Here is a 22,911-nt window from a genome sequence, read left to right as displayed (position 1 = left end):
TTCTTCATTATAGAAATTTTTAAGCCATTTTTCAATCCATCCCGGCGTAATAAACCGCAATTAGCGCATAATGACAGGATAAAAGGGGCAAATGGGCATAAAATCGGAGCGGCTCTTTATTATGACGGGTAAAGAGACGTTTGGTTCCGCGAAAAAAGCGTTTACCGTTAAATGGAAGGAAAAAGCGCTTTCCGTTTGTTTTGCAGTGTAAAACAGGTAAAATAAATGAAGAATGAAAGAAGGAGGGCCGCAGATGACAATTTACGATATAAACGTACGGACCATAACAGGCGAAGACGTAACGTTATCGGCATACAGGGGCAAAGTGATGATCATTGTGAATACAGCGAGCAAATGCGGATTCACGTCCCAGCTTAAGCAGCTTCAGGAGCTCTATGATACATATCAGCAGGAAGGTCTTGAAATATTAGGATTTCCCTGCAACCAATTTATGAACCAAGAACCCGGAGACGAGGCGGAGATTCAGGAGTTCTGTGTGAAAAATTACGGAGTCACATTCCCGATGTTTGCGAAAGTTGATGTCAATGGAGCAGGTGCTCATCCTCTTTTCACATATCTGACAGAGCAAGCGAAGGGGATGCTCGGCACAAAGGCGATTAAATGGAATTTCACTAAGTTTATTGTGGACCGAAACGGTGATGTCAAAGGGCGTTTTTCTTCAAACGTCAATCCGAAAGAGCTTGAAGATACGGTGCAGAGGCTTTTGGCCCGATAAGAGGTGATACGGTGAACGAAAAAGAGCAGCTGGAAAACGTCAGGGATTGGGTCAGAGAAAAGCTTATCAATGAACGTACGGGACATGATTGGCTTCATATTTCCCGGGTCGTAAACCTTTCTGTTTATATTGCAAAGGAAGAAGGCGCAGACTTATTTGTCACTGAGGCGGCCGCGCTGGTTCATGATCTCATTGATGCCAAGCTCGATGAAAGCGAAAGGCTGACGGCAGGCGAAGTAACAGAACGGCTGGCTGCTTTCAACATCGCGGAGGGCCCCATTCAGGAGATCGCGGATATTATCACGAGGATGTCATTCAGACACAGGAAACTGCTGAAAAAGCGGCCGCTTTCATTGGAGGGGAAAGTTGTTCAGGATGCAGACATGCTTGATGCGATCGGCGCTGCGGGCATCGGCAGGGCGTTTATGTTTGCCGGCGCGAAGGGTCATCCGATGTACGGAACTCCAACAAGTGTGCTGGCTCATATAGAGGATAAATTAATCACGCTTAAAGACTTAATGAATACAAAAACGGGGGCCGATTTGGCAGAGGAGCGGCATCAATTTCTATTGCAGTTTGTTGCCCGGATTCAAAAAGAGGCCGTGGACAAAAGCTAAGCGGCGCAATAGAACGCTTGTGCCGACTATGTTAGAATAAGTGTCAGATTGTGCATAGGAGGACCCAATATGAAGATTAAATCAATAGAACCGACGCCGAGTCCCAATACGATGAAAGTGATTTTGACTGAAGAGCTTCCGGCAGGCAAAAGCAATAATTACAAGCTGGACCAGACAGAAGGTGCTCCGGCCGTCGTACGTGATATTTTAAACATTGAGGGAGTAAAAGGTGTTTATCATGTTGCCGATTTCCTGGCTGTGGAGAGAAACGCCCGTTTTGACTGGAAAGAAATTCTGCCGCAAGTCCGATCTGCCTTCGGAATGGAACAAACAGAGCAGTCTGAAAGCCGTTCTGAACAGGAATCATTCGGTGAAGTGAAGGTTTTCGTACAAATGTTCAGCGGAATTCCGATGCAGGTCAAATTGACAGACGGCGAACGTGAAGAACGGTTCGGTCTTCCGGAACGTTTTCAACAAGCCATATTAAAGCTGCGTTCCGAAGCATCAAATGTTGTATTTGAGCGCGCCTGGAAAGAACAAGGCGTCCGCTTCGGAGATTTTACCGAAATCGGGCACGATGTCACAGAAGAGCTTCAGGCTGCTTACAGTGATGAGCGGCTCAAACGCTTGACAGAAGCAGCTGCACAGCAAAAGGGTGAAGCCAAACCGGCAGTGCAGCGGAAGGCTTATAAAGTGACACTTGATATGCTTGATGATGAAGACTGGAAGCAGCGATATGCCCATCTTGAGCAAATGGATCCGGATGAAGACGATTTACCTGTGTTGGAAAAGGCGCTTCATGATCCGAAAACCTCGATTAGAAGACAAGCCGTCGTTTATTTAGGAATGATTGAAAAGCCGTCTGTGCTTCCGCTTTTATACAAAGCGCTTGAAGACAAAACGGTGACGGTCAGAAGAACGGCTGGTGACTGCCTGTCGGATATCGGCGATGCGAGCGCCATCCCGGCAATGATGAAATCGCTCAGTGACTCAAGCAAACTCGTGCGCTGGCGTGCGGCCATGTTTTTATATGAAGTCGGTGATGAAAGCGCGCTTGAAGCATTAAAAGCGGCGGAAGACGATCCGGAATTCGAAGTCAGCCTGCAAGTCAAAATGGCGATTGAACGGATTGAGCACGGAGAAGAGGCGAAAGGTTCAGTCTGGAAACAGATGACTGAAAGCAGAAAAAAAGAACAGTTATAACAAAAAAGGTGCGCCGTGCACCTTTTTTGTTTGAATTCACTTTTTATAAAAATTATTTAGAATATTGTTGAAAAATGATTCAAAACTCTATATAGTAAGTACAATATTAATTGTTGGAGGGTTTTTATCGATATTCTGAAAGAAATAAAAGCGAAACAGGGCGGAGCCGCTGTAAACAGCGGTATGCAAAATGCGCCCTGAAATAAACTGAAAATTTTAAAAATAATACACAGAGTCTAAAAACAGTAGGAGGATCACCATGGCAGAATTACGCAGCAACATGATCACACAGGGAATTGACAGAGCGCCGCACCGTAGCCTTCTTCGCGCTGCCGGCGTAAAAGAAGAAGACTTCGGCAAGCCGTTTATCGCGGTCTGCAATTCATACATCGATATCGTTCCCGGGCATGTTCACCTGCAGGAATTTGGAAAAATCGTAAAAGAAGCAATCAGGGAAGCGGGAGGAGTGCCTTTTGAATTTAACACGATCGGAGTAGATGACGGAATCGCAATGGGGCATATCGGCATGAGATATTCGCTGCCGAGCCGTGAAATCATTGCCGATTCAGTTGAAACGGTCGTCTCGGCTCACTGGTTTGACGGAATGGTCTGCATTCCGAACTGCGACAAAATTACGCCGGGGATGCTTATGGCGGCTATGCGGATTAATATTCCAACCATTTTTGTCAGCGGGGGGCCGATGGCAGCCGGCCGCACAAGCGACGGCCGCAAGATCTCGCTTTCTTCAGTATTTGAAGGTGTAGGCGCATACCAAGCCGGGAAAATCGGCGAAAGTGAACTGCAGGAGCTGGAACAGTTCGGCTGTCCGACGTGCGGATCTTGTTCGGGCATGTTTACGGCAAACTCGATGAACTGTCTGTCTGAAGCGCTCGGTCTGGCGCTTCCGGGCAACGGAACAATTCTTGCGGCTTCTCCGGAAAGAAGAGAGTTTGTGAGAAAGTCAGCGGCCCAATTGATGGAGACTATCAAAAAAGACATTAAGCCGCGCGATATCGTCACCGAAAAAGCGATCGATAACGCCTTTGCGCTAGACATGGCCCTCGGCGGTTCAACCAACACAGTGCTTCATACGCTTGCGCTTGCCAACGAAGCGGGCGTTGAATACTCTTTAGAACGCATTAACGAAGTGGCTGAACGCGTACCGCATTTATCGAAATTGGCACCGGCCTCGGACGTATTCATAGAGGATCTGCATGAAGCAGGCGGAGTCTCGGCGGCTCTTAATGAATTATCGAAAAAAGAGGGCGCGCTCCATCTTGACGCGCTGACCGTAACAGGCCGGACACTCGGAGAAACAATAGCAAGTCATGAAGTGAAGGATTATGATGTGATTCATCCGCTCGACAATCCGTTTACTGAAAAAGGCGGTTTGGCCGTGCTGTTTGGGAATTTGGCTCCGGACGGCGCCATTATCAAAACAGGCGGCGTGCAGGACGGGATTACAAGACACGAAGGCCCTGCTGTCGTCTTTGATTCACAGGATGCCGCGCTTGAAGGCATTATAAACCGCAGAGTAAAAGAAGGAGATGTTGTCATTATCCGTTATGAAGGGCCAAAGGGCGGCCCGGGCATGCCGGAGATGCTCGCACCGACTTCTCAGATTGTCGGAATGGGGCTTGGCCCGAAAGTAGCGCTTATTACAGACGGCCGTTTTTCAGGAGCGTCCCGCGGCCTTTCGATCGGGCACGTATCGCCTGAAGCGGCTGAAGGCGGCCCGCTCGCATTCGTTGAAAACGGCGACCATGTCATCGTTGACATAGAAAAACGGATTTTGGACGTGCAAGTGCCAGAAGAAGAATGGGAAAAACGCAAGGCGGAATGGAAAGGTTTTGAACCGAAAGTCAAAACAGGATATCTTGCCCGGTATTCCAAACTCGTGACAAGCGCCAATACGGGCGGAATCATGAAAATTTAAATCAGCGGCCTGAACAATTGAATTCCGGCTCCCTCTATAGTATCCTTGACTTCATATAAGGATTTTAGAGGGGGCTGTTTTTATGTCAATGGCTTATGAAGAATATATGCGCCAGCTGGTCGTGCCGATGCGCCGCGAGCTGACGGGCGCGGGTTTTCAGGAATTAACGACCGCAGAAGAAGTGGAAAGCTTTATGGAACAAGCAGAGGGCACGACATTGGTCGTTGTCAACTCCGTGTGCGGCTGTGCCGCCGGTCTTGCCCGTCCGGCTGCGACTCAAGCTGTTTTGCAGCATGAAAAAGCGCCTGATCATACGGTTACCGTATTTGCCGGTCAAGATAAAGACGCAACTGCAAAAATGCGTGAATATTTTACGGGGCAGGAACCTTCCTCACCTTCAATGGCGCTGTTAAAAGGGAAAGATGTCGTTCACTTTATTCCCCGCCACGAAATCGAAGGACATGACATGGAGGAAATTATGAAAAATCTGACGGATGCCTTCGATGCACACTGCTAAATGCCCGAATTCCGGGCATTTTCTTTTTGGAGAAAATGATGATTACAACCAGTTACAGACCAAGCGAATATACGATACACACAGCGCAGTCACTCAGTGACAAGCTGGGTGACACTTACTGCAGCCGCAATAAACAGCCCATTGAAAAAATGCTGGAACGTTCAGCAAACGATCTTTTGGTCATCGGAAAGGAACGGTTCGAACTTTACACGAAGCAAGGGGAGAAGTTCTTTTTTCATCCGAATACAGCGATGTTCCGTGCAAAGCGTTTTTTGAGAGGGGAAGCCGAGCCGATGATAAAAGCAGCCGGATTACGCGAGGGCGACACTTTTTTAGATTGCACGCTCGGTCTGGCATCTGATGCGATTTTGGCAAGCATGGCAGTTGGAAAAAGCGGACAAGTAATCGGCCTGGAGAAAAACAAGCTTGTTTCATTGCTTGTTGAAACAGGGCTCCAAACGTGGGAAACCGGTATTGAACCGCTGCAAACCGCTATGAAACGCATTCAAGTCAAGCATGCCGACTGCTCCGATTATTTGCGGAATCTTCCTGATTCATCGGTGGATGTCATCTATTTTGACCCGATGTTTCACGAACCAGTTGAAAAGTCTGACGGCATTGCGTCGCTCCGTGCGCTGGCAGAAGAGGGATTTAACGAAGAGTGCATCACGCATGCCGTTCGGGCGGCGAAAAAATGCGTAGTGCTTAAAGACCATTGGAAAAGCCCGCGGTTTGAACGATACGGCTTCAAGGTGCTGAAAAGAAAGACGGCGCTTTTCCATTTCGGTGTCATTCATATAAGCTCATGATGTCATGGGCTTATATGTTGTTAATCAGTGATTTCCATGACGACAAAATAAAGCAGCGTGAGAAGTGATACAGTCGCAAATAAGGCGTTAATCATCTCATCCCCTCCTTTTTCTCTTTCTTATTGTAAGCGGTTTATCCGCTCGGTCACAGTTACTAATTTCCCATATTGTATGATCATGCGCTGCCGGACATGACGCCGCTCTTTGATCTATGCTAAAATAGAGGGAAAGAGGACAATAAAACAGAGGGGAACAATATCATGAAATTGTGGATGAAAAAGACCCTTGTGGTTCTGTTTACCATTGTAACGTTCGGCCTCGTGTCTCCTCCGGCTGCTTTGATGACAGACAAGCCTTCAGGACAGTCGAGCAGTCTTGAGCAGAATGATTACACCGCTTTTTATGATGAACACGCCCTGCAGGGGGATGAGAAGGCAAGGCGGGAGCCTGAATTACTGTTTCAATCGTATCAGGAGCAGCTTCTCGGTGCCGCTGAAAATCAATCATTTTTAAAATTCGGCAGCAAAATTTCTCCGGTCATTGAAGATGATTACAGAAATGAAATTCTGCCGAAAATCGAAGATGTGATTACAGGGCATTTAGCCAAGTTTCAGGATGATGAAGCGTATCAGGATGTGGTCATTTCCAGCAAACCGTCGGCCGGAAAAACTGAAAAAATTTTTCACGTGTATAACAGGCTGACGGGTGAAGATCTTTTAAGGTTCCACGTCCGCCGGGATCATCCTCCGCAAGACGGCTACTGGTTTAATTTTCATTACCATACCGCTGAAGACGGATTTCAATCACATCATGAGCTCGGCAGCATTTACTGGGACCGCAATACGCCGCCTGACTGGATGAGCGTATAATACCGTGAAGAAATAAAAAAATCATTTCTGAGAAATTTTGCAGAAATGATTTTTTATTGTGTTACACTACTAAAAGACTACTTTAAAAGGATGAAAAAGATGAAACAATATAAAGATTTGTGCCGTCATGTGTTAGAAAACGGAGAAAAAAAAGGAGACCGTACGGGAACGGGTACGATCAGCACGTTCGGCTACCAAATGCGGTTTAACCTTCAGGAAGGTTTCCCGATGCTTACGACGAAAAAACTCCATTTTAAATCAATCGCCCATGAGCTGCTTTGGTTTTTAAAAGGTGACACGAATGTCCGCTACCTTCAGGAAAACGGAGTCCGCATCTGGAACGAATGGGCGGATGAAAACGGAGAACTCGGACCGGTTTACGGCTCTCAATGGCGTTCATGGCGCGGAGCGGACGGCGAGACGATTGATCAAATCTCCCGGCTGATTCACGACATCAAGACAAATCCGAATTCCAGACGTTTAATCGTCAGCGCGTGGAATGTCGGCGAAATTGATCGTATGGCGCTTCCTCCTTGCCACTGTCTGTTTCAGTTCTATGTCGCGGACGGAAAGCTGTCGTGCCAGCTTTATCAGCGCTCAGCGGATGTATTTCTCGGCGTGCCGTTTAATATTGCGTCTTATGCGCTTTTAACAATGATGATCGCGCATGTGACGGGGCTTGAACCGGGTGAGTTCGTTCATACGTTCGGAGACGTCCACATTTACCAAAACCATGTGGAGCAGGTGAATTTGCAGCTGACAAGGGATGTCCGTCCGCTGCCGAAACTGCGGTTTGCGCGAAACGTGGATTCTATTTTTGATTTTGCGTTCGAAGACTTTATCATTGAGGATTATGACCCGCATCCGCATATAAAAGGAGCTGTCAGCGTATGATATCGTTTATTTTTGCGATGGATGAAAACCGGCTGATCGGAAAAGATAACGATCTGCCTTGGCACCTTCCGGATGATCTCGCATATTTCAAAAAAGTGACGACGGGACACACCATTGTGATGGGGCGGAAAACATTTGAATCAATCGGGCGTCCGCTTCCGAACCGGCGTAACATCGTAGTAACCTCGCGGGATGCATCCTTATTCCCGGGCTGTACTGTCGCCGGCTCGGCTGAGGAAGTGCTCAAGCTGATCCCGGCTGATGAAGAATGCTTTGTAATCGGCGGAGCTCAGCTGTACAGTGCGCTCTTCCCTTATGCGGACAGGCTCTACATGACAATCATTCACCATGTCTTTGAAGGAGACCGTTTTTTTCCGGAGTTTAATGAAGATGAATGGGAATTGACATCCCGCCATCAGGGAGTAAAAGATGAAAAAAACCCTTACGATTATGAGTACCTTGTATACGAGAAAAAGAATTGAGATAAAGCAGGGGGACAAGAATTGATTCGTTACGGCTGCCTTGTAATGTACGTTGTATTTATGTTCATGAAAAATATTCAGGAATATTTCAATCAAAAAGAGCTTGACCCGCGGCTTTCTTTTCAAAAACAGATGAGGCTGGTGTACGAGCGGCCGAAAGCGTTTATGAGAGGATGCATTGACATGTCGGGATCGGTCATCAGCATTCATCATGAGCAGCCGATACCGGACGGCCCTGTATTGTATGTGCACCCGGGATTAGGCCCGGCTGATCTTGTGCTGCTTGCGGGACATCTTGAAGAGCCGGCTGGTTTTATCGCCGGCGAGAAAGCTTTCCGGATGCCGTTTCTCGGAAATTGGCTGAAACTGATGGGCGTCATTTGTGACGGAGACAGCCGGGATGCCGTGCTTCAGGAGGCGGAAGTCCGCCTGCAAAAAGGGCAAAGCCTGATTCTTTCTGAAGACGGAAAAATCAATCCGGAGGAGCTGGCCCTGCGTTTCGATCTTCCGATTGTTCCGGTCAACACAACGGGAACAGACCGGCTGCTTCGGGGCAGGTTGCTGAAACGTCTGAAACCGGCAGACATTGAACTGCATGTAAAGCCCGCTTATTATCCGGCTGTTCAAAAACGGCTCCGTGCATAAAAAAAGCACAGTCTCTCGTAAAGAGACTGTGCTTTTTTATTTCAGATAAAAGGAACTTTGACACAATAAAATAAAATACAGAAAAACATCGAGGCGCTGCCGCCTAAAACAAAGCTGTGCCAAATGGCGTGATGAAACGGAATCTTTCTCCAAATGTAAAAAATCGTGCCGGCGGAATACAATAAGCCGCCGAGAAGAAGAAGGCCGAAGCCCGGGCCTGACAGCGAGGCGTACAGCGGTTTAATGGCGACAATAATCAGCCAGCCCATCATTAAATAGACAAGCGTTGAAAAAATGATAAACCGCTTCACGAAAAAGATTTTAAACACGATACCTCCGACGGCAAGGGACCAAACGATAATTAACAAAGTCAGGCCTAGTGCGCCTTTAAGCGGCCCTAATAAAAATGGCGTATATGTCCCCGCTATTAATACGTAAATAGCGGAATGGTCAACAATCTCAAGAATGTCTTTCGTTTTTTTATGCTGAATGCTGTGCAAAAGAGTCGAGCTGAGATACAGCAGCAGCATTGAGGCGCCGAAAATCGAAAAGCTGGCGATGTCTGTCGGCGAACCGTATTTCACCGCGAAGATAATGAGAAAAATAAGCGCCGGGATTGACAGCAATACACCGATTCCGTGTGTAACGGCATTTGCGATTTCTTCTTTTATCGTGAACAATTAAATGTCCTCCTTTTTAAAGGATTTGTTTTTGCAGTGATTGCAAAAAGCCCAACCCTTCTAATGTGATTTTTGTTCCTGCGCGTCCCCGTCCCTTTGTGACATAATTCATCTTTTCTAAGTAATCAAGCCTGTTTCTGACCTGCTGGGGCGTCAATGTCATTGTGCTGTTTTCGCTTAATTCGGAAATGCTCCGTCTGCTGGCGGGTTCGCCTTTTGCATTTAAGTCTTTAATTGATTCCAAAATAAACAAAAATTCTTCTTTTTCCATCAGTGTCAGTCGTTTTTCTTTTTTCTTGGCTGTTTTCGCTTTCTGGCTGTTTTTAATATACGGCGGGACATCCTCGGGATAAATCGTGCCGCCGGATGCTGCCGCAGCCATATAATACGCCGCATTTTGAAGCTCTCTGATGTTGCCGTTAAAGGTGTGCCGTTCACATAGAGGATAAACGGACGGATCGATATGCAAATGCTGCCCCGAAGCTGCCAGAATATGCTGAAGAAGGAGCGGTATATCGCTTTTTCGTTCAGATAAAGCAGGGAGCGGAAGACATAACACGTGAAGCCTGTAGAATAAATCTTTGTTGAACGTGTTTTCCGCATCGGCAAGATCCGCCGTGCTGCTTGCAATGATGCGGGCGGAAAGCCCGGCGTCCAGCTCGGAAAGAAGGCGGGCCTGTACTGAAAGCGGCATGTCTCCGATTTCATATAAGAATAATGTTCCGTATCGGGTTCTGTTTAATGCGCCTTCAGCACCGAACAGTTCATGCTCAAGCCGCTCTTCGCTTTGGCTGCAGTGAACGGTAATAAACAGTTCGCTGTTTCTGCGGGATTTATGGTGGATCGCTGCGGCCATTTGTTTTTTTTCGGTTCCGACTTCACCCGTTATGAAAACCGGCAAATCCGATAATGCAAATTTGGCGGCCAATCGTTTCGCTTCTAAAAAAGATTTATGTTCGCCGGCTAGTTGATGAAAAGGGTCAGTCTGTTCAATTACATTCATTAATTGGCTCCTTTTGGTTCTAATTGGTTCAAGTATAACACGTTTGTGTCTGCAGAAATATCTTTTTCTCATAAATCGGTTCATTTATGTTTATTTACAAAATTAAAATAATTGTCTTATTATTTGAATATTCATGTTATAATGGCATATTAAATAGGGATTTAAATAAGAAAGGACTCTGTAAATGAAACCGTTGCTTAAAGAAGACTCTCTCATCCAGGTAAAAGACATTTTAAAAGCGCACCAAAACGTAAAGGACGTTGTGATACATACGCCTTTGCAGAGGAATGACAGACTTTCTGAAAGATATGACTGCAATATCTATTTGAAAAGAGAAGACCTGCAGGTGGTCAGGTCATTTAAGCTCAGAGGGGCTTATAATAAAATGAGGCAGCTCTCAAAAGAGCAGACTGAAAACGGAATTGTATGCGCAAGTGCGGGAAACCATGCGCAGGGGGTTGCGTTTTCATGCAAACATCTCGGCATTCACGGCAAGATTTTTATGCCGTCAACCACACCGAGACAAAAGGTATCCCAAGTGGAGCTGTTCGGAAAAGAATTTGTTGAAATCATATTGACGGGTGACACTTTCGATGATGCGTATAAAAGTTCTGCGGAATGCTGTGAAAAGGAAAACCGCACGTTTATTCATCCGTTTGACGATCCGGACGTCATGGCCGGGCAGGGAACGGCTGCCATTGAAATTTTAAATGACATTGATGTTGAACCGCATTTTCTTTTTGCGAGCGTAGGGGGAGGAGGACTCCTATCCGGTCTCGGCACTTACATGAAAAACATCTCGCCGGATACAAAAATCATAGCGGTAGAGCCGGAGGGTGCAGCCTCCTATTTTGAATCGAAAAAAGCCGGACAAGTCATTGAACTTGAGAAAATCGATAAATTTGTCGACGGGGCGGCCGTAAAAAAAATCGGCGCGGAAACGTTTCAAACGCTTGAAACAGTCGTCGATGACGTTCTGCTTGTCCCGGAAGGAAAAGTGTGCAGCACGATTCTCGAATTATATAATCAATGCGCCATTGTAGCTGAGCCGGCGGGTGCATTGTCCGTAGCAGCACTTGATCTGTACAAGGAAGAGATTAAAGGGAAAAACGTCATCTGCTTAGTCAGCGGAGGGAATAACGATATCGGCAGAATGCAGGAGATGAAGGAGCGCTCCATGATTTATGAGGGGCTGCAGCATTATTTTATCGTTAATTTTCCGCAAAGAGCGGGGGCGCTTCGCGAATACCTCGATGAAGTGCTCGGGCCTGATGATGACATCACCCGGTTTGAATATACGAAAAAAAATAACAAAAGCAGCGGTCCTGCATTGGTCGGCATTGAGCTGAAGCATCGGGAAGATTATGGCGCGCTCATTGCCCGTATGAACAAAAAAGGATTTCATTACGTAGAGGTGAATAAAGATCAGGATCTGTTTCACCTGTTAATCTGACTTTTTTTAGAACGGCCGCGCAAAATGACAGACACGCCTTCTCAGATTGTATATAATAAAAAGAAAACAATCGAAAAAGAAGGATTGATATCTTGTTACTCAAAAGCCTAGAGTTCAAACGACGGGACGGGATTCAGGTAAAAGTGACAGAAATACCGGTTGTCACGGAAGGTGAACATTATTTTTTTCAAATCCATCAGCACCTTGAGCTTTATTTGAGAGAAGTTTTTGCTTCACAAAGTGTGAGAACAGTGTATTCATTCCGACAATATGTTAAGCGCCGTATGAAGTGGAAAGATTACGAGGCCGTTTTCAACCAAGAGATATTAAAACATAACGCATAACGGTGCACATTCCTTAGCGCCTTCCTTTCGATAAAGGAGGGTGCGGGAATTTTTTTATGACGTAAGCTGTAAGCGTTTTATCCATGGGAGGAATGAAAATGAAAATAATGAAAAGCTTCGCTGCTGTCTTTTGTTTGCTGCTCTTGTGCGCCTGCGGGGGGAAGACGATAAAAGACCCGCTGAACTATCAGATTGAGCCGTTTTCATATCAGAACCAAGACGGGAAAACAGTGTCACTGAAAAGCCTGAAGGGAAAGGTCTGGATTGCCGATTTTATGTTTACAAATTGTAATTCTGTCTGTCCGCCCATGACAGCCCATATGACTGAACTGCAAAAAAAACTGAAGGCTGAGAACCTGGACGTGCGGATTGTGTCATTCAGTGTAGATCCTGAGAATGATACGCCGAAACAGCTGAAAGCATTTGCTTCCAAATACCCGCTTTCACTTCGCAACTGGGATTTTCTGACCGGTTACAGTCAAAAGGACATTGAGGATTTTGCGCTGAACAGCTTTAAAGCCATCGTCAAAAAGCCGGAGGGAGAAGATCAGGTCATACATAAAACTTCTTTTTATTTAGTCGGGCCTGAGGGCAAGGTGCTTAAGGATTATGACGGCGTGCAGAAAGTTCCGTATGATGATATCCTATCAGATGTCAAAGCGGCTGAGGAGCTCAAGTAAACTGGCAGATTAGACATTTTCAAATCTGAAAAAACATGTTACACTTTCCACTAGTAGACGGGGAAGGAGCAACAAGATTGAAGCTGCGAATGTTCTCATTGATCGCCGGACTGGCTTTGCTTTTATCAGCTTGTTCTGTCCAGCGCACCGGTTCTCATGCTGAAGAACCGAAAACGAAAGATCATATTGTCATAGCTGCGGTCGGTGATTCGTTGACTGAAGGAGTAGGAGATCCGGAGGGTTTAGGATACGTCGGCAAGGTAGCGGATTCCCTCAAGAAAAAGGGACATGTGAAAACGGTAGATATTAAAAATTATGCGGTGCAGGGCGACAAAACGTCGGACCTGCTGAAAAAGCTTGATGATAAAAAAGTACAGAAATCATTGAATGGCGCCGACTATATCTTTTTTACCATCGGCGGTAATGATTTAATGAAGGTGCTCCGCCAGAACGTCATGCAGCTGACGGTTCAGCCGTTTCAAAAGGAAGAGAAACCTTTTGAAAAACGGTTTAAGGCGATCATATCAAAAATCCGCAAGTATAATCAAAACGCTGAGCTGGTGTATGTCAGCATGTATAATCCCTTCACATTTACGCTGCCTGAGTTAAAAGAGATTAACGGGGTTGTGACCGATTGGAATCAGATCGCCGCAAAAGAGCTGAAAAAAGATCCTCACGCCGCCGCGGTGAATGTTGAAGACTTGTTCAGTCAAAAAAGCGGCAGCAGACGGATTTCAAAGGATGATGATTTTCATCCGAATGCAAAAGGATATGCACTCATCGCCGATCGATTGTACGGCATCATTGAAAAACAAGGGTTACCAGCAGAATAGGGTGAAATAATGAAGAAGTGGAAATCGCTGTTTTTTGTTCTTCTCGCACTCAATGTGATTGCCGCCGCGGTAATCGTGACATTGATGGTTATGCCGGGAGAGCAGGCGAAAATACAAGATCAGACAAAAAGCGAGTACGGTTTTCATATCACAAGTTCCAAAGAATCACTTTCAAGGTTTGTGAATGCGTACTTAAAAGAGAAGGCATCGAATCAGCTTGACTACAAAGTGGACATCAATAACGACGTGCACGTAGCGGGTAAAATCAAGGCATTCTCAACATCTATTAATGCGGTTGTCACATTTGAACCGTCCGTGCAAAAGAACGGTGATGTGGTTCTGAAAGTGACGAAGTTTTCCTTAGGCGAATTAAGCCTGCCGATCAGCTTTGTGCTGAATTATATGGACAGCTTTTACGAACTGCCGTCATTTGTGCACGTCCATCCAAGTGACAAAAGCATCGAGGTCCGTCTGTCGGAAATGCCGTTAGACAACGGCATGTATGTAAAGGCAGATAAAATCAATCTCGACACGGATGAAATTGAATTTTCCTATTATCATCCGAAACGATAAGTTTTCATTAAAAAAACACAGATCCTTTCGGGGATTTGTGTTTTTTCGTTTCAGCGTTTTTTGTCCAGTTTGCTGAACAGTTTGATTAACGTTGCAAGCTCTTCATCAGAGTAGCAGTCAAACCGTTTAAAAAAGTATTCTGTTTTTTTCTGGTTGAAGTGATCGACAATTTTCTCCCCGTCTTCCGTAATATGGATTCTGATAATACGTCTGTCCTCTTTAGAACGGATGCGGGTGATCCATTCCTTTTCTACTAAAGCGTCGGTCACTGCGGTAATGTGGCTTGCGGAGACCTCAAGAATGGGAGCGAATTCCGTTACTTTTTTAGGTCCTTGTTCACTGAGAATCCGCAAAATGGTGAATTCGTTTCTGGACAGCTCTTTATCTAGAATTTCATTAACTTCATTTCTGATTTGTTTAAACACTTTTCGAAGCAAAGCTTCCATATCATACATCATTTGTGTCCTTACTTTCAAATCATGAACCTCCAATATGTAGTCAGCGTGGCATTCGGCTTAAGCTTCCCCTGAAGGAAGCAGAATTATTTTTATTCTGTTTATACATGCTATAATATAATAATACCACGTATGAACAAAGGAGGGCACCCGTATGTCAGAAAAAAAAGAAATCGCCACATTTGCAGGCGGCTGTTTTTGGTGCATGGTAAAGCCGTTTGACGAACAGCCCGGAATTGAAAGAGTGGTGTCCGGCTATACAGGAGGCCATACTGAGAATCCGACCTACGAAGAAGTGTGCAGTGAAACGACCGGCCATAGAGAAGCCGTTCAAATCACCTTTAATCCTGATATTTACCCGTATGAAAAGCTTGTCGAACTGTTTTGGCAGCAAATCGACCCGACTGACGCAGGCGGCCAGTTTGCAGACCGGGGAAGTTCATATCAAGCGGCGATTTATTACCATAATGATGAACAAAAAGAAATTGCTGAAGCCTCAAAAAAACGGCTTGAAGAAAGCGGCATTTTTATAAAGCCGATTGTGACAGACATTTTAAAAGCTGAGCCTTTTTATGAAGCGGAAGGCTATCATCAGCACTTTTATAAAAAAAATCCTGATCACTACGGGCGCTACCGTGTAGGATCCGGACGTCAAGGATTTCTGGATGAACATTGGAGGGACAGATAGATGGCTCTTAATAAAGAAGAAAAAATCAAATCATTAAACCGCATGCAGTATGAAGTCACACAAAATAACGGAACAGAGCCGCCGTTTCAAAATGAATTCTGGGATCACAAAGAAGAGGGGCTTTATGTTGATATCGTATCAGGAAAACCTCTGTTTACTTCTCTGGATAAATTCGATTCTCATTGCGGCTGGCCCAGTTTCACCAAACCGATTGAGGAAGAAGAGGTTGACGAAAAACTGGACACAAGCCATGGTATGATCCGGACGGAAGTGAGAAGCAAAACAGCGGATTCCCACTTAGGCCACGTTTTTAACGACGGCCCGGGGCCAAGCGGTCTCCGTTATTGCATTAACTCTGCGGCACTCCGTTTTGTTCCGAAAGACAAGCTGAAAGAAGAAGGCTATGAATCCTATCAGCATTTATTTGAGAAATAGAGCTCGGCAATGAGGCCTGCCTATCAGACAGGCCTTTTTTCTATGCTTTTTTTTCTTCATGTAATCGTTCAATAATCTTTACGACTGTGTCTTTTGTGATGAGCGGCGCTTGATCGGATTGATATCTGGGGAGATTGACCTTCCGGAATTCCGGATGTTTGGCGGGGTCCGGCAAAATCGCGTAAAGATTGCCCCATTCATACAAAGCTTCTGTCTCATGCGGAGAGGTCAGTTCTTCGTGAAGCTTCTCACCGGGGCGTTTTCCTACTTCAACAGCGGCGGGACGCGGCAGACCGTGCCGGATCGCATATTCCTCAAATCCGTGAAGCAGTTCTTCAAGCCTCAGGGACTCCATTTTAAAAATAAACGTTTCTCCGCCCTTTGTGATCACCGCAGATTGCAGGGTAAGCATCGCTGCGTCATCAATCGACATAAAAAACCTCGTCATGTTTTTATCCGTAATGGTGAGCGGGCCGCCTTCCATCATCTGTTCAAATAAAATAGGAATAACGGAACCGCGTGAACCGAGCACATTGCCGAAGCGGACCGAACAAAACACCGTACCGCGGTTTTGAACATGGTGATTTGCCTGATGAAACAGCTTCTCGGACAACAGCTTCGTAGCTCCCATTGTGTTTACCGGAGAAACGGCTTTATCGGTTTTTTAGGATATTAACCAGAAGGCGAAGAATTCCCTGTCAAAAAAGGATATCGGAGTACAGGAAGGATTTCAAACTGAGCTGGAATGGGTCCTTTTCGTCTGGCAGTCATTTTGACTATCACTTTTTGAAAAATGATTCTTAAAAGTTTATTTTTCTCTTCCCGGCTTTCCGCGGTTTCATATATATGTGCGGCATACGGTATAAGGGAGCTGAAGCAGGCAGTATCAATTTCCGGTTTGCGGCCGGAGGAATGATTCATTTCCTTTTTCACTTGCTCTAGGCCGTTCATTTCCTCGTCCAAGGCAGACTTCCTCTGTAAAAACATTTCATCTGAATAGATTCCGTTCTCGTATTTATCAAAAATGAAATGTAATTTATTGTGAAGTTCCTTCTCGCGCCGCTTAAGCTGTTCTTTCATTTGTTCTTCGGCCTTTATGCTGTTTCTGCTTTCGTATGCAGTGATCATTGATTCGATTTGTGTAAACAATTCTTTTTTGTTTAATGAGTCAAGAGACCTCAAATAATCCAAGATCGCATCTTCGACATCATCATATCTGACGTTCATACATGTATTGCGGCACCTCAGCAGCTTCATATGATATACGCTGGTTGTGCCGTCCTTATTGCGGCGTTTTCGTCTGGCTTCATATTTTGACAGCGGTGCTCCGCATTCAGCGCATGTACAGACACCCGCTAAGGCATTTAATTGAAAATCACTTCTGGCGGGGAGAAGAGGGATTTTGTGCCGGATCTTTTTTTGCACCTGATCGAATTGTTCTTTATCAATAATAGGAGCATGTGCATCAGGAACAGATATTTGCTCGCTTTCAGGTCTTATCAGGCGTTTGCCGTCTTTTGTTTTTTCCCTGACCTTATATTTAACAGTGCCGATATAAGCTTCATTTTGAAGAATGGCTTTAACGGTGGAAGGATTCCATTTCTTTTTACCGGATGGAGAGGGGATCTTAAGCGCCGTTAAGTGGGAAGAAATCGCAGTGTAGCTGTAATCTTTCCCATTCAGCCCATTTAAAAAAAGATTGAAGATCAATCGGACGACTTTCGCGTTTTCATCAGCCGCTTCCAGCTTGGATTGTTTTTTGTTTAAAGTGTACCCGTACGGCGCCATACCGGATATCCATTTTCCTTGAGCGGCGTAAGTATATTTGGCGCCCGTCATCCGTTCTCTTGTCATTTCAAACTCTTCTCTGGCCATAAATAACTCGAAGCGGATCTGTCTCATGTCGGCAGGATTTCTCGGGTCATATACTTTATAAGGCGTAATAATCAGAAGTCTGCGGCTCTGCAGCAGATTGACGATCCGCCCGGCATCACTATAGCTTCCTCTGCTGAGACGAGTGATTTCTTTGACTGCAATCGCTTGAAATGCACCATTTTCAAGGTCCCGTAAACAATCTTGAAAAATCGGCCGGCCTTCAATGCTTTCACCTGATCCGATTTCCATTTTTAAAGTAAAAGGGACTTGAATAGCGGTTAACACGCTTTCCATCAGTTCCTTTTGTTCCGTCAATGTATCTTCGCCGGTTCTTTTTTCGCGTTCCGCATCCTGGCGTGAGCGTCTGATATACCCTAAAATACTCGTAATCTCATAAGATTGAACAATGGATCGCAAGTCCAAAACTTCACCCCCATACATGTTCATAGTTGCGCAGAAGGGTTTCAAGCCGTCTGTTTCCGGTCAAATACAGCTTCGGTAAGTGAAAGGATGGCCGCAGCAACGGTGAGAACATGTTGCGGAATGAAAATACCGCTTACGATGCTGTCAGCAATATATAAGGTAATGAAGCTGATGATGAAATCGGTTATCATTTTCAGCAAACGGTACAGCGCTTTGTTTTTGACCGTTACAGCGGCCGCCGTCAGCAGGATTTTTCCGATAAACTCAAAAAAGCTTCCGATCAAAATGACCGACAGGATCAAGAGGAAAATGGAACGGTTTGATTCATATGTAATCCCGAAAAGTTTGAAAAAGCCGATAACGCCGAAAAATAAAGGAAAAGCAAATAATATGAGGGCGATCAGAATGAGCAGGCAGAATCCAAGAATGACAGCTGTGTTGATTTTATATTTTGAGTTTTTACAGGACATGGCTTCACGACACCCCCGCACCATTGTTTTCGCTATTTTATCACGTTTTGGAAATAAAAGGAGAGAGCCGTGTTATTGACTGTCTCCCTCATCTCCATAACTCGGCGGATAAGCGCCGAATTGACGTGAATAGAGCATTGTCAACCATTGATCATGCCTTTTAACAAGCGTTAATATTTCATTTGTGGCCGCCAGTTGCTGTGTCATGATTTTGTGCAGGCGGCGGATTTGCTTTTGATTCATGCAGTCAGGCTGGCCTATGCAGCAGTAAAAAAATTGCGGGTGCCAATACATCATATTCCTCCTTATCTGTGTCATTCAGAAATATGCTGAAGCAGGGAACGGTCGATATCTGAAATGGACTTGATCCCGGCATTTGTCATACTTATATCAATATCTCTTATGAAATGACTTATCACGCGCCTGACGCCGGAACTCCCCGCGACAGCTAAGCCATATACATAGGTGCGGCCTAAAAAAACCGCCGAGGCCCCGAGGGCGAGTGCTTTAATGACATCGCTGCCTCCTCGGATTCCGCTGTCTAAAAGGACGGGTATACGGTTTTGAACCGTTTCAGATATTTTCGGCAGAGCTTTGAGTGAAGCTATTTCTCCATTCAGCTGTCTTCCGCCGTGATTGGAAACGATGATGCCGTCTGCGCCGTATTGTACGGCTAATTCCGCATCGCGGGGATCGAGAATGCCTTTCAGCAGAATGGGGAGGTTTGTATGTGTTCGCAGGCAGGCAAGATCGTCCCAGGTCAGAGAGGGTTCGTGAAAAATATCTATAAAAAAAGCGATTGCAGTATTCATGTCTTTTTCGGGAGGCAGCTTAAGCCTAGACCGAAAGACGGGATCAGTCAGAAAATTTGCGATTCCCAATCCTTTTTTTGACGGATGATAACCGTTGCGTATATCTCTTTCCCGCCATCCTTGTTCCGGCAGATCGAGCGTGACAACGATGGCTGAATACCCCGCTTGCTCTGCCCGCCGAACGAAACTGATCATGATATCCCGGTCTTTCGGCCAATACAGCTGAAACCAGCGGGGACATTTTCCCATAACCGCCGCAACGTCCTCAATTGAGTAAGAGGAGTGAGTGCTTAATATAAACGGAATCCCTGTTTCAGCCGCCGCTTTTGCCGATGCCAAGTCACCATGAGGATGAGCGATCTCCTGCACCCCGATCGGAGCCAGAAGAAAGGGGGCGGGGAACGTCTGACCGAACAGAGACACAGTTATATTCCGTTTGGATACATCTCTTAGTTTGCGGGGGCGGATATTCCATTCAAAAAACGCTTCTCTGTTTGAGCGCATCGTATCCTCTGAGCCTGCTCCGCCTGAGATATAGCCGAACGGGCCGTCAGGCAAAATCCGGCGCGCCCTGTACTCCCATTCGTCATGCGACACGGGGAGCTTTTGGGCATGAGAGGAAACGTTCCTGTCCCGTGAATCAAACTCATTGTTCATTCATCAAACCCCCCGCTCATTTTTTTCTAGGGTATGAAACCTGCCCAGTCCTTGTTCATACCGATTAAAAGAATTCTTCCAAGCGGCCGACGGATAAGTGCGAACAGCTAAATGTAAAGATTGTCCAAAAAAATAACACCCGCAGTGTCTGCGGATGTTTGTCCAAAAAGTTCTATAGTCAGCGGGCTTCGACGGTAATTTTATATATGACGTAATTATCATTCACATCATAGGCGTATACGACAGCGGTGCCAAGTGACGAATGGGAGGATACAACACCGGAAGAGCTGATGCTGATCAGATTGCTTCCGGATATAATTTCCCAGCGCTTATAGCCGTTTAATAAGGACACGTTGGAGTTTCTCAGCATATGATAATCAACGGTGGTAATGGGACTGCCGAGCTGTACAACCTGATCAGGGCCTGCGGCTTCATGAGCTGACACAGAACCGGTAAATGACGGAAGAGCCAATGCGGAAATGGACAAAGCAGATACAATCAATCCTTTGCAACACTTTTTCATCAGAAATGCCTCCCCATAAATTTAATCGCGGTACAACGCCAGTATAGCATGTAAAATATTAGAAATAAGTGGATTTTTTGTGAAATTGATTGGTTGAAACGCCGACGTCAAACTACCCCTCATGCCGCATCACTAAAGAGCAGTCAAGAGACAATCATCTGCTGACATATAATGCTCCTGTGAAAACGGGGGGTTATGAGATGCCTTCTGAGGAATATGAAAAATATAAGAAGAGAACGATAAAGACCGTTCAAAAGGGAAATTATTGCATAAGGATTGTCGATCAGACAGACGGAACAAAAAATGAAAGAGTGTTTTATCAGGAATTAGCGCGGCTGTTATTTGAAAGGGCTCTGAAGAAATCAAAATAGCCCTTTCTTTTTGTTTGTTTTATCGTTCATATCTAAAAAAACCGTTTTATCGGTACTGATATTAATCACATGCGTCACCTCTTGCAGCAAAGCGGCTTCTGCGACATTTTGTCCGCCGATAAGGTTGGTTTGAATGGCTTCAAACGGATGATCCTCACAAGTCGGAACCTGCTTCAGCGCAGCGGCGTGAAAGACAATATCAACACCTTTCATCACTTGGTTTACTCTTCTGTAGTCACGTACATCGCCGAGCACAAATGACAATCTTTTTTCATCCGCATATTTTTGTTTCATCACATATTGTTTACTGTCATCTTTGCTGAACACAATGACTTCTTTAGGTGTTAAGAGCAAAAGGCGTTTTACAATTTGGCTTCCGATTGACCCTGTCCCGCCGGTAACGAGAACAGTTTTATCGTGAAAAAATGGTTTTAGCTCAACTGCTTGCTGTTTAGGCATGGCTTATCCTCCAACTCTCGTTTCTCTACCATGCATCATATGTTGAACAATTTCAGCGAGTTAATGAAAGCAACCAATAAATCAAAAATTAGAGAAAATCATTAATCTGATGCGCTTTTATTTCGCTTTACTTGATTAATAGAAAGTAAATTACTAACAAAACAATGTACTAAATATTCATTTACAATTTTGCTCCCGTCCTTTTTTCTTCTTTCATCAAAAATTTACACATTCGACAATTTTCACAAAAACTTAACACTGACAATCATGTATATATGTTACAATTGAAGTGCACGTTCATAAAAGGAGGAAGTAAAATGAATCATTCAAAAACACTTTTGTTAACCGCGGCGGCCGGACTGATGCTCACATGCGGTGCGGTGTCTTCCCAGGCAAAGCATAAGCTGTCCGATCCTTATCATTTTACCGTGAATGCAGCGGCGGAAACGGAACCGGTTGATACGGCCGGTGACGCGGCTGATGATCCTGCGATTTGGCTGGACCCCAAGACTCCTCAGAACAGCAAATTGATTACGACCAATAAAAAATCAGGTTTAGTCGTTTACAGCCTTGATGGTAAGATGCTTCATTCCTATAATACCGGGAAGCTGAACAATGTCGATATCCGTTATGATTTTCCGTTGAACGGCAAAAAAGTCGATATCGCGGCAGCATCCAATCGGTCTGAAGGAAAAAATACCATTGAGATTTACGCTATTGATGGAAAAAACGGCACATTACAAAGCATGACAGATCCAGACCATCCGATTGCAACAGCAATTAATGAGGTATACGGTTTTACCTTATACCACAGTCAAAAAACAGGAAAATATTACGCGATGGTGACAGGAAAAGAGGGTGAATTTGAACAATACGAATTAAAGGCGGACAAAAATGGATACATATCCGGCAAAAAGGTACGGGCGTTTAAAATGAATTCCCAGACGGAAGGGATGGCAGCAGACGATGAATACGGCAGGCTTTATATCGCAGAAGAAGATGAGGCCATTTGGAAGTTCAGCGCCGAGCCGGACGGCGGCAGTAACGGAACGGTTATCGACCGTGCCGACGGCAGGCATTTAACTCCTGATATTGAAGGATTGACGATTTACTACGCTGCTGACGGGAAAGGCTATCTGATGGCATCAAGCCAGGGAAACAGCAGCTACGCCATTTATGACAGACAAGGAAAGAACAAATATGTTGCGGATTTTCGCATAACAGACGGTCCTGAAACAGACGGGACAAGCGATACAGACGGAATTGACGTTCTGGGTTTCGGACTGGGGCCTGAATATCCGTTCGGTATTTTTGTCGCACAGGACGGTGAAAATATAGATCACGGCCAAAAGGCCAATCAAAATTTTAAAATCGTGCCATGGGAAAGAATTGCTGATCAAATCGGTTTCCGCCCGCTGGCAAATGAACAGGTTGACCCGAGAAAACTGACCGACAGAAGCGGAAAATAA

At 45.3% G+C, this 22,911-nt stretch carries 27 protein-coding genes and 1 pseudogene; 18 read left to right on the top strand and 10 right to left on the bottom strand.

The window, feature by feature from the left end; translation table 11 throughout:
- The first annotated feature begins 253 nt into the window (after nt 1–253).
- From ACW5MY_RS10105 to ACW5MY_RS10060, 10 genes are all read left to right on the top strand, one after another.
- The gene (locus ACW5MY_RS10105) at nt 254–736 is read left to right on the top strand and encodes a glutathione peroxidase (protein WP_013352609.1); all 483 of its coding nucleotides are present in this window, start codon (nt 254–256) and stop codon (nt 734–736) included.
- Between the two features lie 11 nt (nt 737–747).
- Nucleotides 748–1,353 carry an HD domain-containing protein gene (locus ACW5MY_RS10100; RefSeq protein WP_013352608.1) on the top strand — a complete coding sequence of 202 codons (606 nt, stop codon included), beginning with the start codon at nt 748–750 and terminating at the stop codon, nt 1,351–1,353.
- A 69-nt stretch (nt 1,354–1,422) separates the two neighbouring features.
- Nucleotides 1,423–2,556 carry a conserved virulence factor C family protein gene (locus tag ACW5MY_RS10095; protein ID WP_013352607.1) on the top strand — a complete coding sequence of 378 codons (1,134 nt, stop codon included), beginning with the start codon at nt 1,423–1,425 and terminating at the stop codon, nt 2,554–2,556.
- A 259-nt stretch (nt 2,557–2,815) separates the two neighbouring features.
- A complete protein-coding gene (ilvD, locus tag ACW5MY_RS10090; RefSeq protein ID WP_013352606.1) occupies nt 2,816–4,492 on the top strand; it encodes a dihydroxy-acid dehydratase in 1,677 nt (558 codons plus the stop codon).
- 82 nt (nt 4,493–4,574) lie between these two features.
- Nucleotides 4,575–5,009, top strand: a complete 435-nt coding sequence (locus ACW5MY_RS10085; RefSeq protein WP_013352605.1) for a BrxA/BrxB family bacilliredoxin — start codon at nt 4,575–4,577, stop codon at nt 5,007–5,009.
- 38 nt (nt 5,010–5,047) lie between these two features.
- The gene (locus tag ACW5MY_RS10080; protein WP_013352604.1) at nt 5,048–5,818 is read left to right on the top strand and encodes a class I SAM-dependent methyltransferase; all 771 of its coding nucleotides are present in this window, start codon (nt 5,048–5,050) and stop codon (nt 5,816–5,818) included.
- A gap of 260 nt (nt 5,819–6,078) precedes the next feature.
- Nucleotides 6,079–6,687 (top strand): YpjP family protein, encoded by a 609-nt coding sequence (locus tag ACW5MY_RS10075; RefSeq protein WP_013352603.1) that lies wholly within the window; start codon nt 6,079–6,081, stop codon nt 6,685–6,687.
- A 99-nt stretch (nt 6,688–6,786) separates the two neighbouring features.
- Nucleotides 6,787–7,581, top strand: a complete 795-nt coding sequence (locus ACW5MY_RS10070) for a thymidylate synthase (RefSeq protein ID WP_013352602.1) — start codon at nt 6,787–6,789, stop codon at nt 7,579–7,581.
- Nucleotides 7,578–8,063, top strand: a complete 486-nt coding sequence (locus ACW5MY_RS10065; protein WP_013352601.1) for a dihydrofolate reductase — start codon at nt 7,578–7,580, stop codon at nt 8,061–8,063. Before ACW5MY_RS10070 ends, ACW5MY_RS10065 begins: the two co-directional genes overlap by 4 nt.
- A gap of 21 nt (nt 8,064–8,084) precedes the next feature.
- Nucleotides 8,085–8,708, top strand: a complete 624-nt coding sequence (locus ACW5MY_RS10060) for a lysophospholipid acyltransferase family protein (RefSeq protein WP_013352600.1) — start codon at nt 8,085–8,087, stop codon at nt 8,706–8,708.
- Nucleotides 8,709–8,749: 41 nt separating this feature from the next.
- On the opposite strand, the gene trhA is transcribed toward ACW5MY_RS10060, so the two are convergent.
- Both trhA and ACW5MY_RS10050 read right to left on the bottom strand, forming a co-directional pair.
- Complete coding sequence (trhA, locus tag ACW5MY_RS10055; RefSeq protein ID WP_013352599.1) at nt 8,750–9,388, bottom strand: PAQR family membrane homeostasis protein TrhA; 639 nt, start codon at nt 9,386–9,388, stop codon at nt 8,750–8,752.
- Between the two features lie 16 nt (nt 9,389–9,404).
- The gene (locus ACW5MY_RS10050; protein ID WP_013352598.1) at nt 9,405–10,391 is read right to left on the bottom strand and encodes a sigma 54-interacting transcriptional regulator; all 987 of its coding nucleotides are present in this window, start codon (nt 10,389–10,391) and stop codon (nt 9,405–9,407) included.
- Nucleotides 10,392–10,575: 184 nt separating this feature from the next.
- On the opposite strand from ACW5MY_RS10050, the gene ilvA reads away from it, so the two are divergent.
- From ilvA to ACW5MY_RS10025, 5 genes are all read left to right on the top strand, one after another.
- Nucleotides 10,576–11,844 (top strand): threonine ammonia-lyase IlvA, encoded by a 1,269-nt coding sequence (ilvA, locus tag ACW5MY_RS10045; RefSeq protein WP_013352597.1) that lies wholly within the window; start codon nt 10,576–10,578, stop codon nt 11,842–11,844.
- A gap of 92 nt (nt 11,845–11,936) precedes the next feature.
- The gene (locus ACW5MY_RS10040) at nt 11,937–12,188 is read left to right on the top strand and encodes a DUF2535 family protein (RefSeq protein WP_013352596.1); all 252 of its coding nucleotides are present in this window, start codon (nt 11,937–11,939) and stop codon (nt 12,186–12,188) included.
- A gap of 98 nt (nt 12,189–12,286) precedes the next feature.
- On the top strand, nt 12,287–12,868 hold the full coding sequence (locus tag ACW5MY_RS10035) for an SCO family protein (RefSeq protein WP_013352595.1): 582 nt from the start codon (nt 12,287–12,289) through the stop codon (nt 12,866–12,868).
- A gap of 77 nt (nt 12,869–12,945) precedes the next feature.
- Nucleotides 12,946–13,701, top strand: coding sequence for an SGNH/GDSL hydrolase family protein (locus tag ACW5MY_RS10030; RefSeq protein WP_013352594.1), 756 nt, complete (start codon nt 12,946–12,948; stop codon nt 13,699–13,701).
- A 9-nt stretch (nt 13,702–13,710) separates the two neighbouring features.
- A complete protein-coding gene (locus tag ACW5MY_RS10025) occupies nt 13,711–14,274 on the top strand; it encodes a YpmS family protein (protein WP_013352593.1) in 564 nt (187 codons plus the stop codon).
- A 50-nt stretch (nt 14,275–14,324) separates the two neighbouring features.
- Here ACW5MY_RS10025 and ACW5MY_RS10020 read toward each other — a convergent pair whose 3' ends face one another.
- Nucleotides 14,325–14,750, bottom strand: coding sequence for a MarR family transcriptional regulator (locus tag ACW5MY_RS10020; RefSeq protein ID WP_013352592.1), 426 nt, complete (start codon nt 14,748–14,750; stop codon nt 14,325–14,327).
- 133 nt (nt 14,751–14,883) lie between these two features.
- On the opposite strand from ACW5MY_RS10020, the gene msrA reads away from it, so the two are divergent.
- Together msrA and msrB are read left to right on the top strand one after the other, a co-directional pair.
- The gene (gene msrA, locus ACW5MY_RS10015) at nt 14,884–15,417 is read left to right on the top strand and encodes a peptide-methionine (S)-S-oxide reductase MsrA (protein ID WP_013352591.1); all 534 of its coding nucleotides are present in this window, start codon (nt 14,884–14,886) and stop codon (nt 15,415–15,417) included.
- Nucleotides 15,418–15,852, top strand: a complete 435-nt coding sequence (gene msrB, locus ACW5MY_RS10010; protein WP_013352590.1) for a peptide-methionine (R)-S-oxide reductase MsrB — start codon at nt 15,418–15,420, stop codon at nt 15,850–15,852.
- 40 nt (nt 15,853–15,892) lie between these two features.
- Here msrB and ACW5MY_RS10005 read toward each other — a convergent pair.
- The 7 genes and pseudogenes from ACW5MY_RS10005 to ACW5MY_RS09975 all read right to left on the bottom strand — a co-directional run.
- Nucleotides 15,893–16,513, bottom strand: a pseudogene (locus ACW5MY_RS10005) (polysaccharide biosynthesis protein); the annotation flags it as partial.
- A gap of 11 nt (nt 16,514–16,524) precedes the next feature.
- A complete protein-coding gene (locus tag ACW5MY_RS10000) occupies nt 16,525–18,150 on the bottom strand; it encodes a recombinase family protein (protein ID WP_013352589.1) in 1,626 nt (541 codons plus the stop codon).
- Between the two features lie 41 nt (nt 18,151–18,191).
- The gene (locus tag ACW5MY_RS09995) at nt 18,192–18,620 is read right to left on the bottom strand and encodes a YrvL family regulatory protein (protein ID WP_013352588.1); all 429 of its coding nucleotides are present in this window, start codon (nt 18,618–18,620) and stop codon (nt 18,192–18,194) included.
- A 72-nt stretch (nt 18,621–18,692) separates the two neighbouring features.
- The gene (locus tag ACW5MY_RS09990; RefSeq protein ID WP_014470268.1) at nt 18,693–18,914 is read right to left on the bottom strand and encodes a hypothetical protein; all 222 of its coding nucleotides are present in this window, start codon (nt 18,912–18,914) and stop codon (nt 18,693–18,695) included.
- A 20-nt stretch (nt 18,915–18,934) separates the two neighbouring features.
- Complete coding sequence (locus ACW5MY_RS09985; protein WP_013352586.1) at nt 18,935–20,089, bottom strand: alpha-hydroxy-acid oxidizing protein; 1,155 nt, start codon at nt 20,087–20,089, stop codon at nt 18,935–18,937.
- A gap of 178 nt (nt 20,090–20,267) precedes the next feature.
- On the bottom strand, nt 20,268–20,612 hold the full coding sequence (locus ACW5MY_RS09980; RefSeq protein ID WP_013352585.1) for a BLB8/JUQZ-1 family protein: 345 nt from the start codon (nt 20,610–20,612) through the stop codon (nt 20,268–20,270).
- Nucleotides 20,613–20,974: 362 nt separating this feature from the next.
- Nucleotides 20,975–21,442, bottom strand: coding sequence for an SDR family NAD(P)-dependent oxidoreductase (locus tag ACW5MY_RS09975; protein ID WP_014471907.1), 468 nt, complete (start codon nt 21,440–21,442; stop codon nt 20,975–20,977).
- A gap of 317 nt (nt 21,443–21,759) precedes the next feature.
- Between ACW5MY_RS09975 and phyC the strand changes: the two genes are divergently transcribed.
- A complete protein-coding gene (gene phyC, locus ACW5MY_RS09970; protein WP_061573794.1) occupies nt 21,760–22,911 on the top strand; it encodes a 3-phytase in 1,152 nt (383 codons plus the stop codon).

Source organism: Bacillus sp. Bwzl_19, assembly GCF_054900515.1.
This window is presented reverse-complemented; position numbering and strand designations above follow the sequence as displayed.

What these genes read in the sequence shown, in the direction of transcription:
- ACW5MY_RS09985 (WP_013352586.1), bottom strand. Translation starts at nt 20,089, where the DNA reads ATGAACAATGAGTTTGATTCACGGGACAGGAACGTTTCCTCTCATGCC.
- ACW5MY_RS10025 (WP_013352593.1), top strand. Translation starts at nt 13,711, where the DNA reads ATGAAGAAGTGGAAATCGCTGTTTTTTGTTCTTCTCGCACTCAATGTG.
- ACW5MY_RS10050 (WP_013352598.1), bottom strand. Translation starts at nt 10,391, where the DNA reads ATGAATGTAATTGAACAGACTGACCCTTTTCATCAACTAGCCGGCGAA.
- msrB (WP_013352590.1), top strand. Translation starts at nt 15,418, where the DNA reads ATGGCTCTTAATAAAGAAGAAAAAATCAAATCATTAAACCGCATGCAG.
- phyC (WP_061573794.1), top strand. Translation starts at nt 21,760, where the DNA reads ATGAATCATTCAAAAACACTTTTGTTAACCGCGGCGGCCGGACTGATG.
- ACW5MY_RS09975 (WP_014471907.1), bottom strand. Translation starts at nt 21,442, where the DNA reads ATGCCTAAACAGCAAGCAGTTGAGCTAAAACCATTTTTTCACGATAAA.
- ACW5MY_RS10075 (WP_013352603.1), top strand. Translation starts at nt 6,079, where the DNA reads ATGAAATTGTGGATGAAAAAGACCCTTGTGGTTCTGTTTACCATTGTA.
- ilvA (WP_013352597.1), top strand. Translation starts at nt 10,576, where the DNA reads ATGAAACCGTTGCTTAAAGAAGACTCTCTCATCCAGGTAAAAGACATT.
- ACW5MY_RS10065 (WP_013352601.1), top strand. Translation starts at nt 7,578, where the DNA reads ATGATATCGTTTATTTTTGCGATGGATGAAAACCGGCTGATCGGAAAA.
- ACW5MY_RS10035 (WP_013352595.1), top strand. Translation starts at nt 12,287, where the DNA reads ATGAAAATAATGAAAAGCTTCGCTGCTGTCTTTTGTTTGCTGCTCTTG.
- ACW5MY_RS10085 (WP_013352605.1), top strand. Translation starts at nt 4,575, where the DNA reads ATGTCAATGGCTTATGAAGAATATATGCGCCAGCTGGTCGTGCCGATG.
- msrA (WP_013352591.1), top strand. Translation starts at nt 14,884, where the DNA reads ATGTCAGAAAAAAAAGAAATCGCCACATTTGCAGGCGGCTGTTTTTGG.
- ACW5MY_RS10080 (WP_013352604.1), top strand. Translation starts at nt 5,048, where the DNA reads ATGATTACAACCAGTTACAGACCAAGCGAATATACGATACACACAGCG.
- ACW5MY_RS09980 (WP_013352585.1), bottom strand. Translation starts at nt 20,612, where the DNA reads ATGAAAAAGTGTTGCAAAGGATTGATTGTATCTGCTTTGTCCATTTCC.
- ACW5MY_RS10070 (WP_013352602.1), top strand. Translation starts at nt 6,787, where the DNA reads ATGAAACAATATAAAGATTTGTGCCGTCATGTGTTAGAAAACGGAGAA.
- ACW5MY_RS09995 (WP_013352588.1), bottom strand. Translation starts at nt 18,620, where the DNA reads ATGTCCTGTAAAAACTCAAAATATAAAATCAACACAGCTGTCATTCTT.
- ACW5MY_RS10095 (WP_013352607.1), top strand. Translation starts at nt 1,423, where the DNA reads ATGAAGATTAAATCAATAGAACCGACGCCGAGTCCCAATACGATGAAA.
- ilvD (WP_013352606.1), top strand. Translation starts at nt 2,816, where the DNA reads ATGGCAGAATTACGCAGCAACATGATCACACAGGGAATTGACAGAGCG.
- ACW5MY_RS10105 (WP_013352609.1), top strand. Translation starts at nt 254, where the DNA reads ATGACAATTTACGATATAAACGTACGGACCATAACAGGCGAAGACGTA.
- ACW5MY_RS09990 (WP_014470268.1), bottom strand. Translation starts at nt 18,914, where the DNA reads ATGTATTGGCACCCGCAATTTTTTTACTGCTGCATAGGCCAGCCTGAC.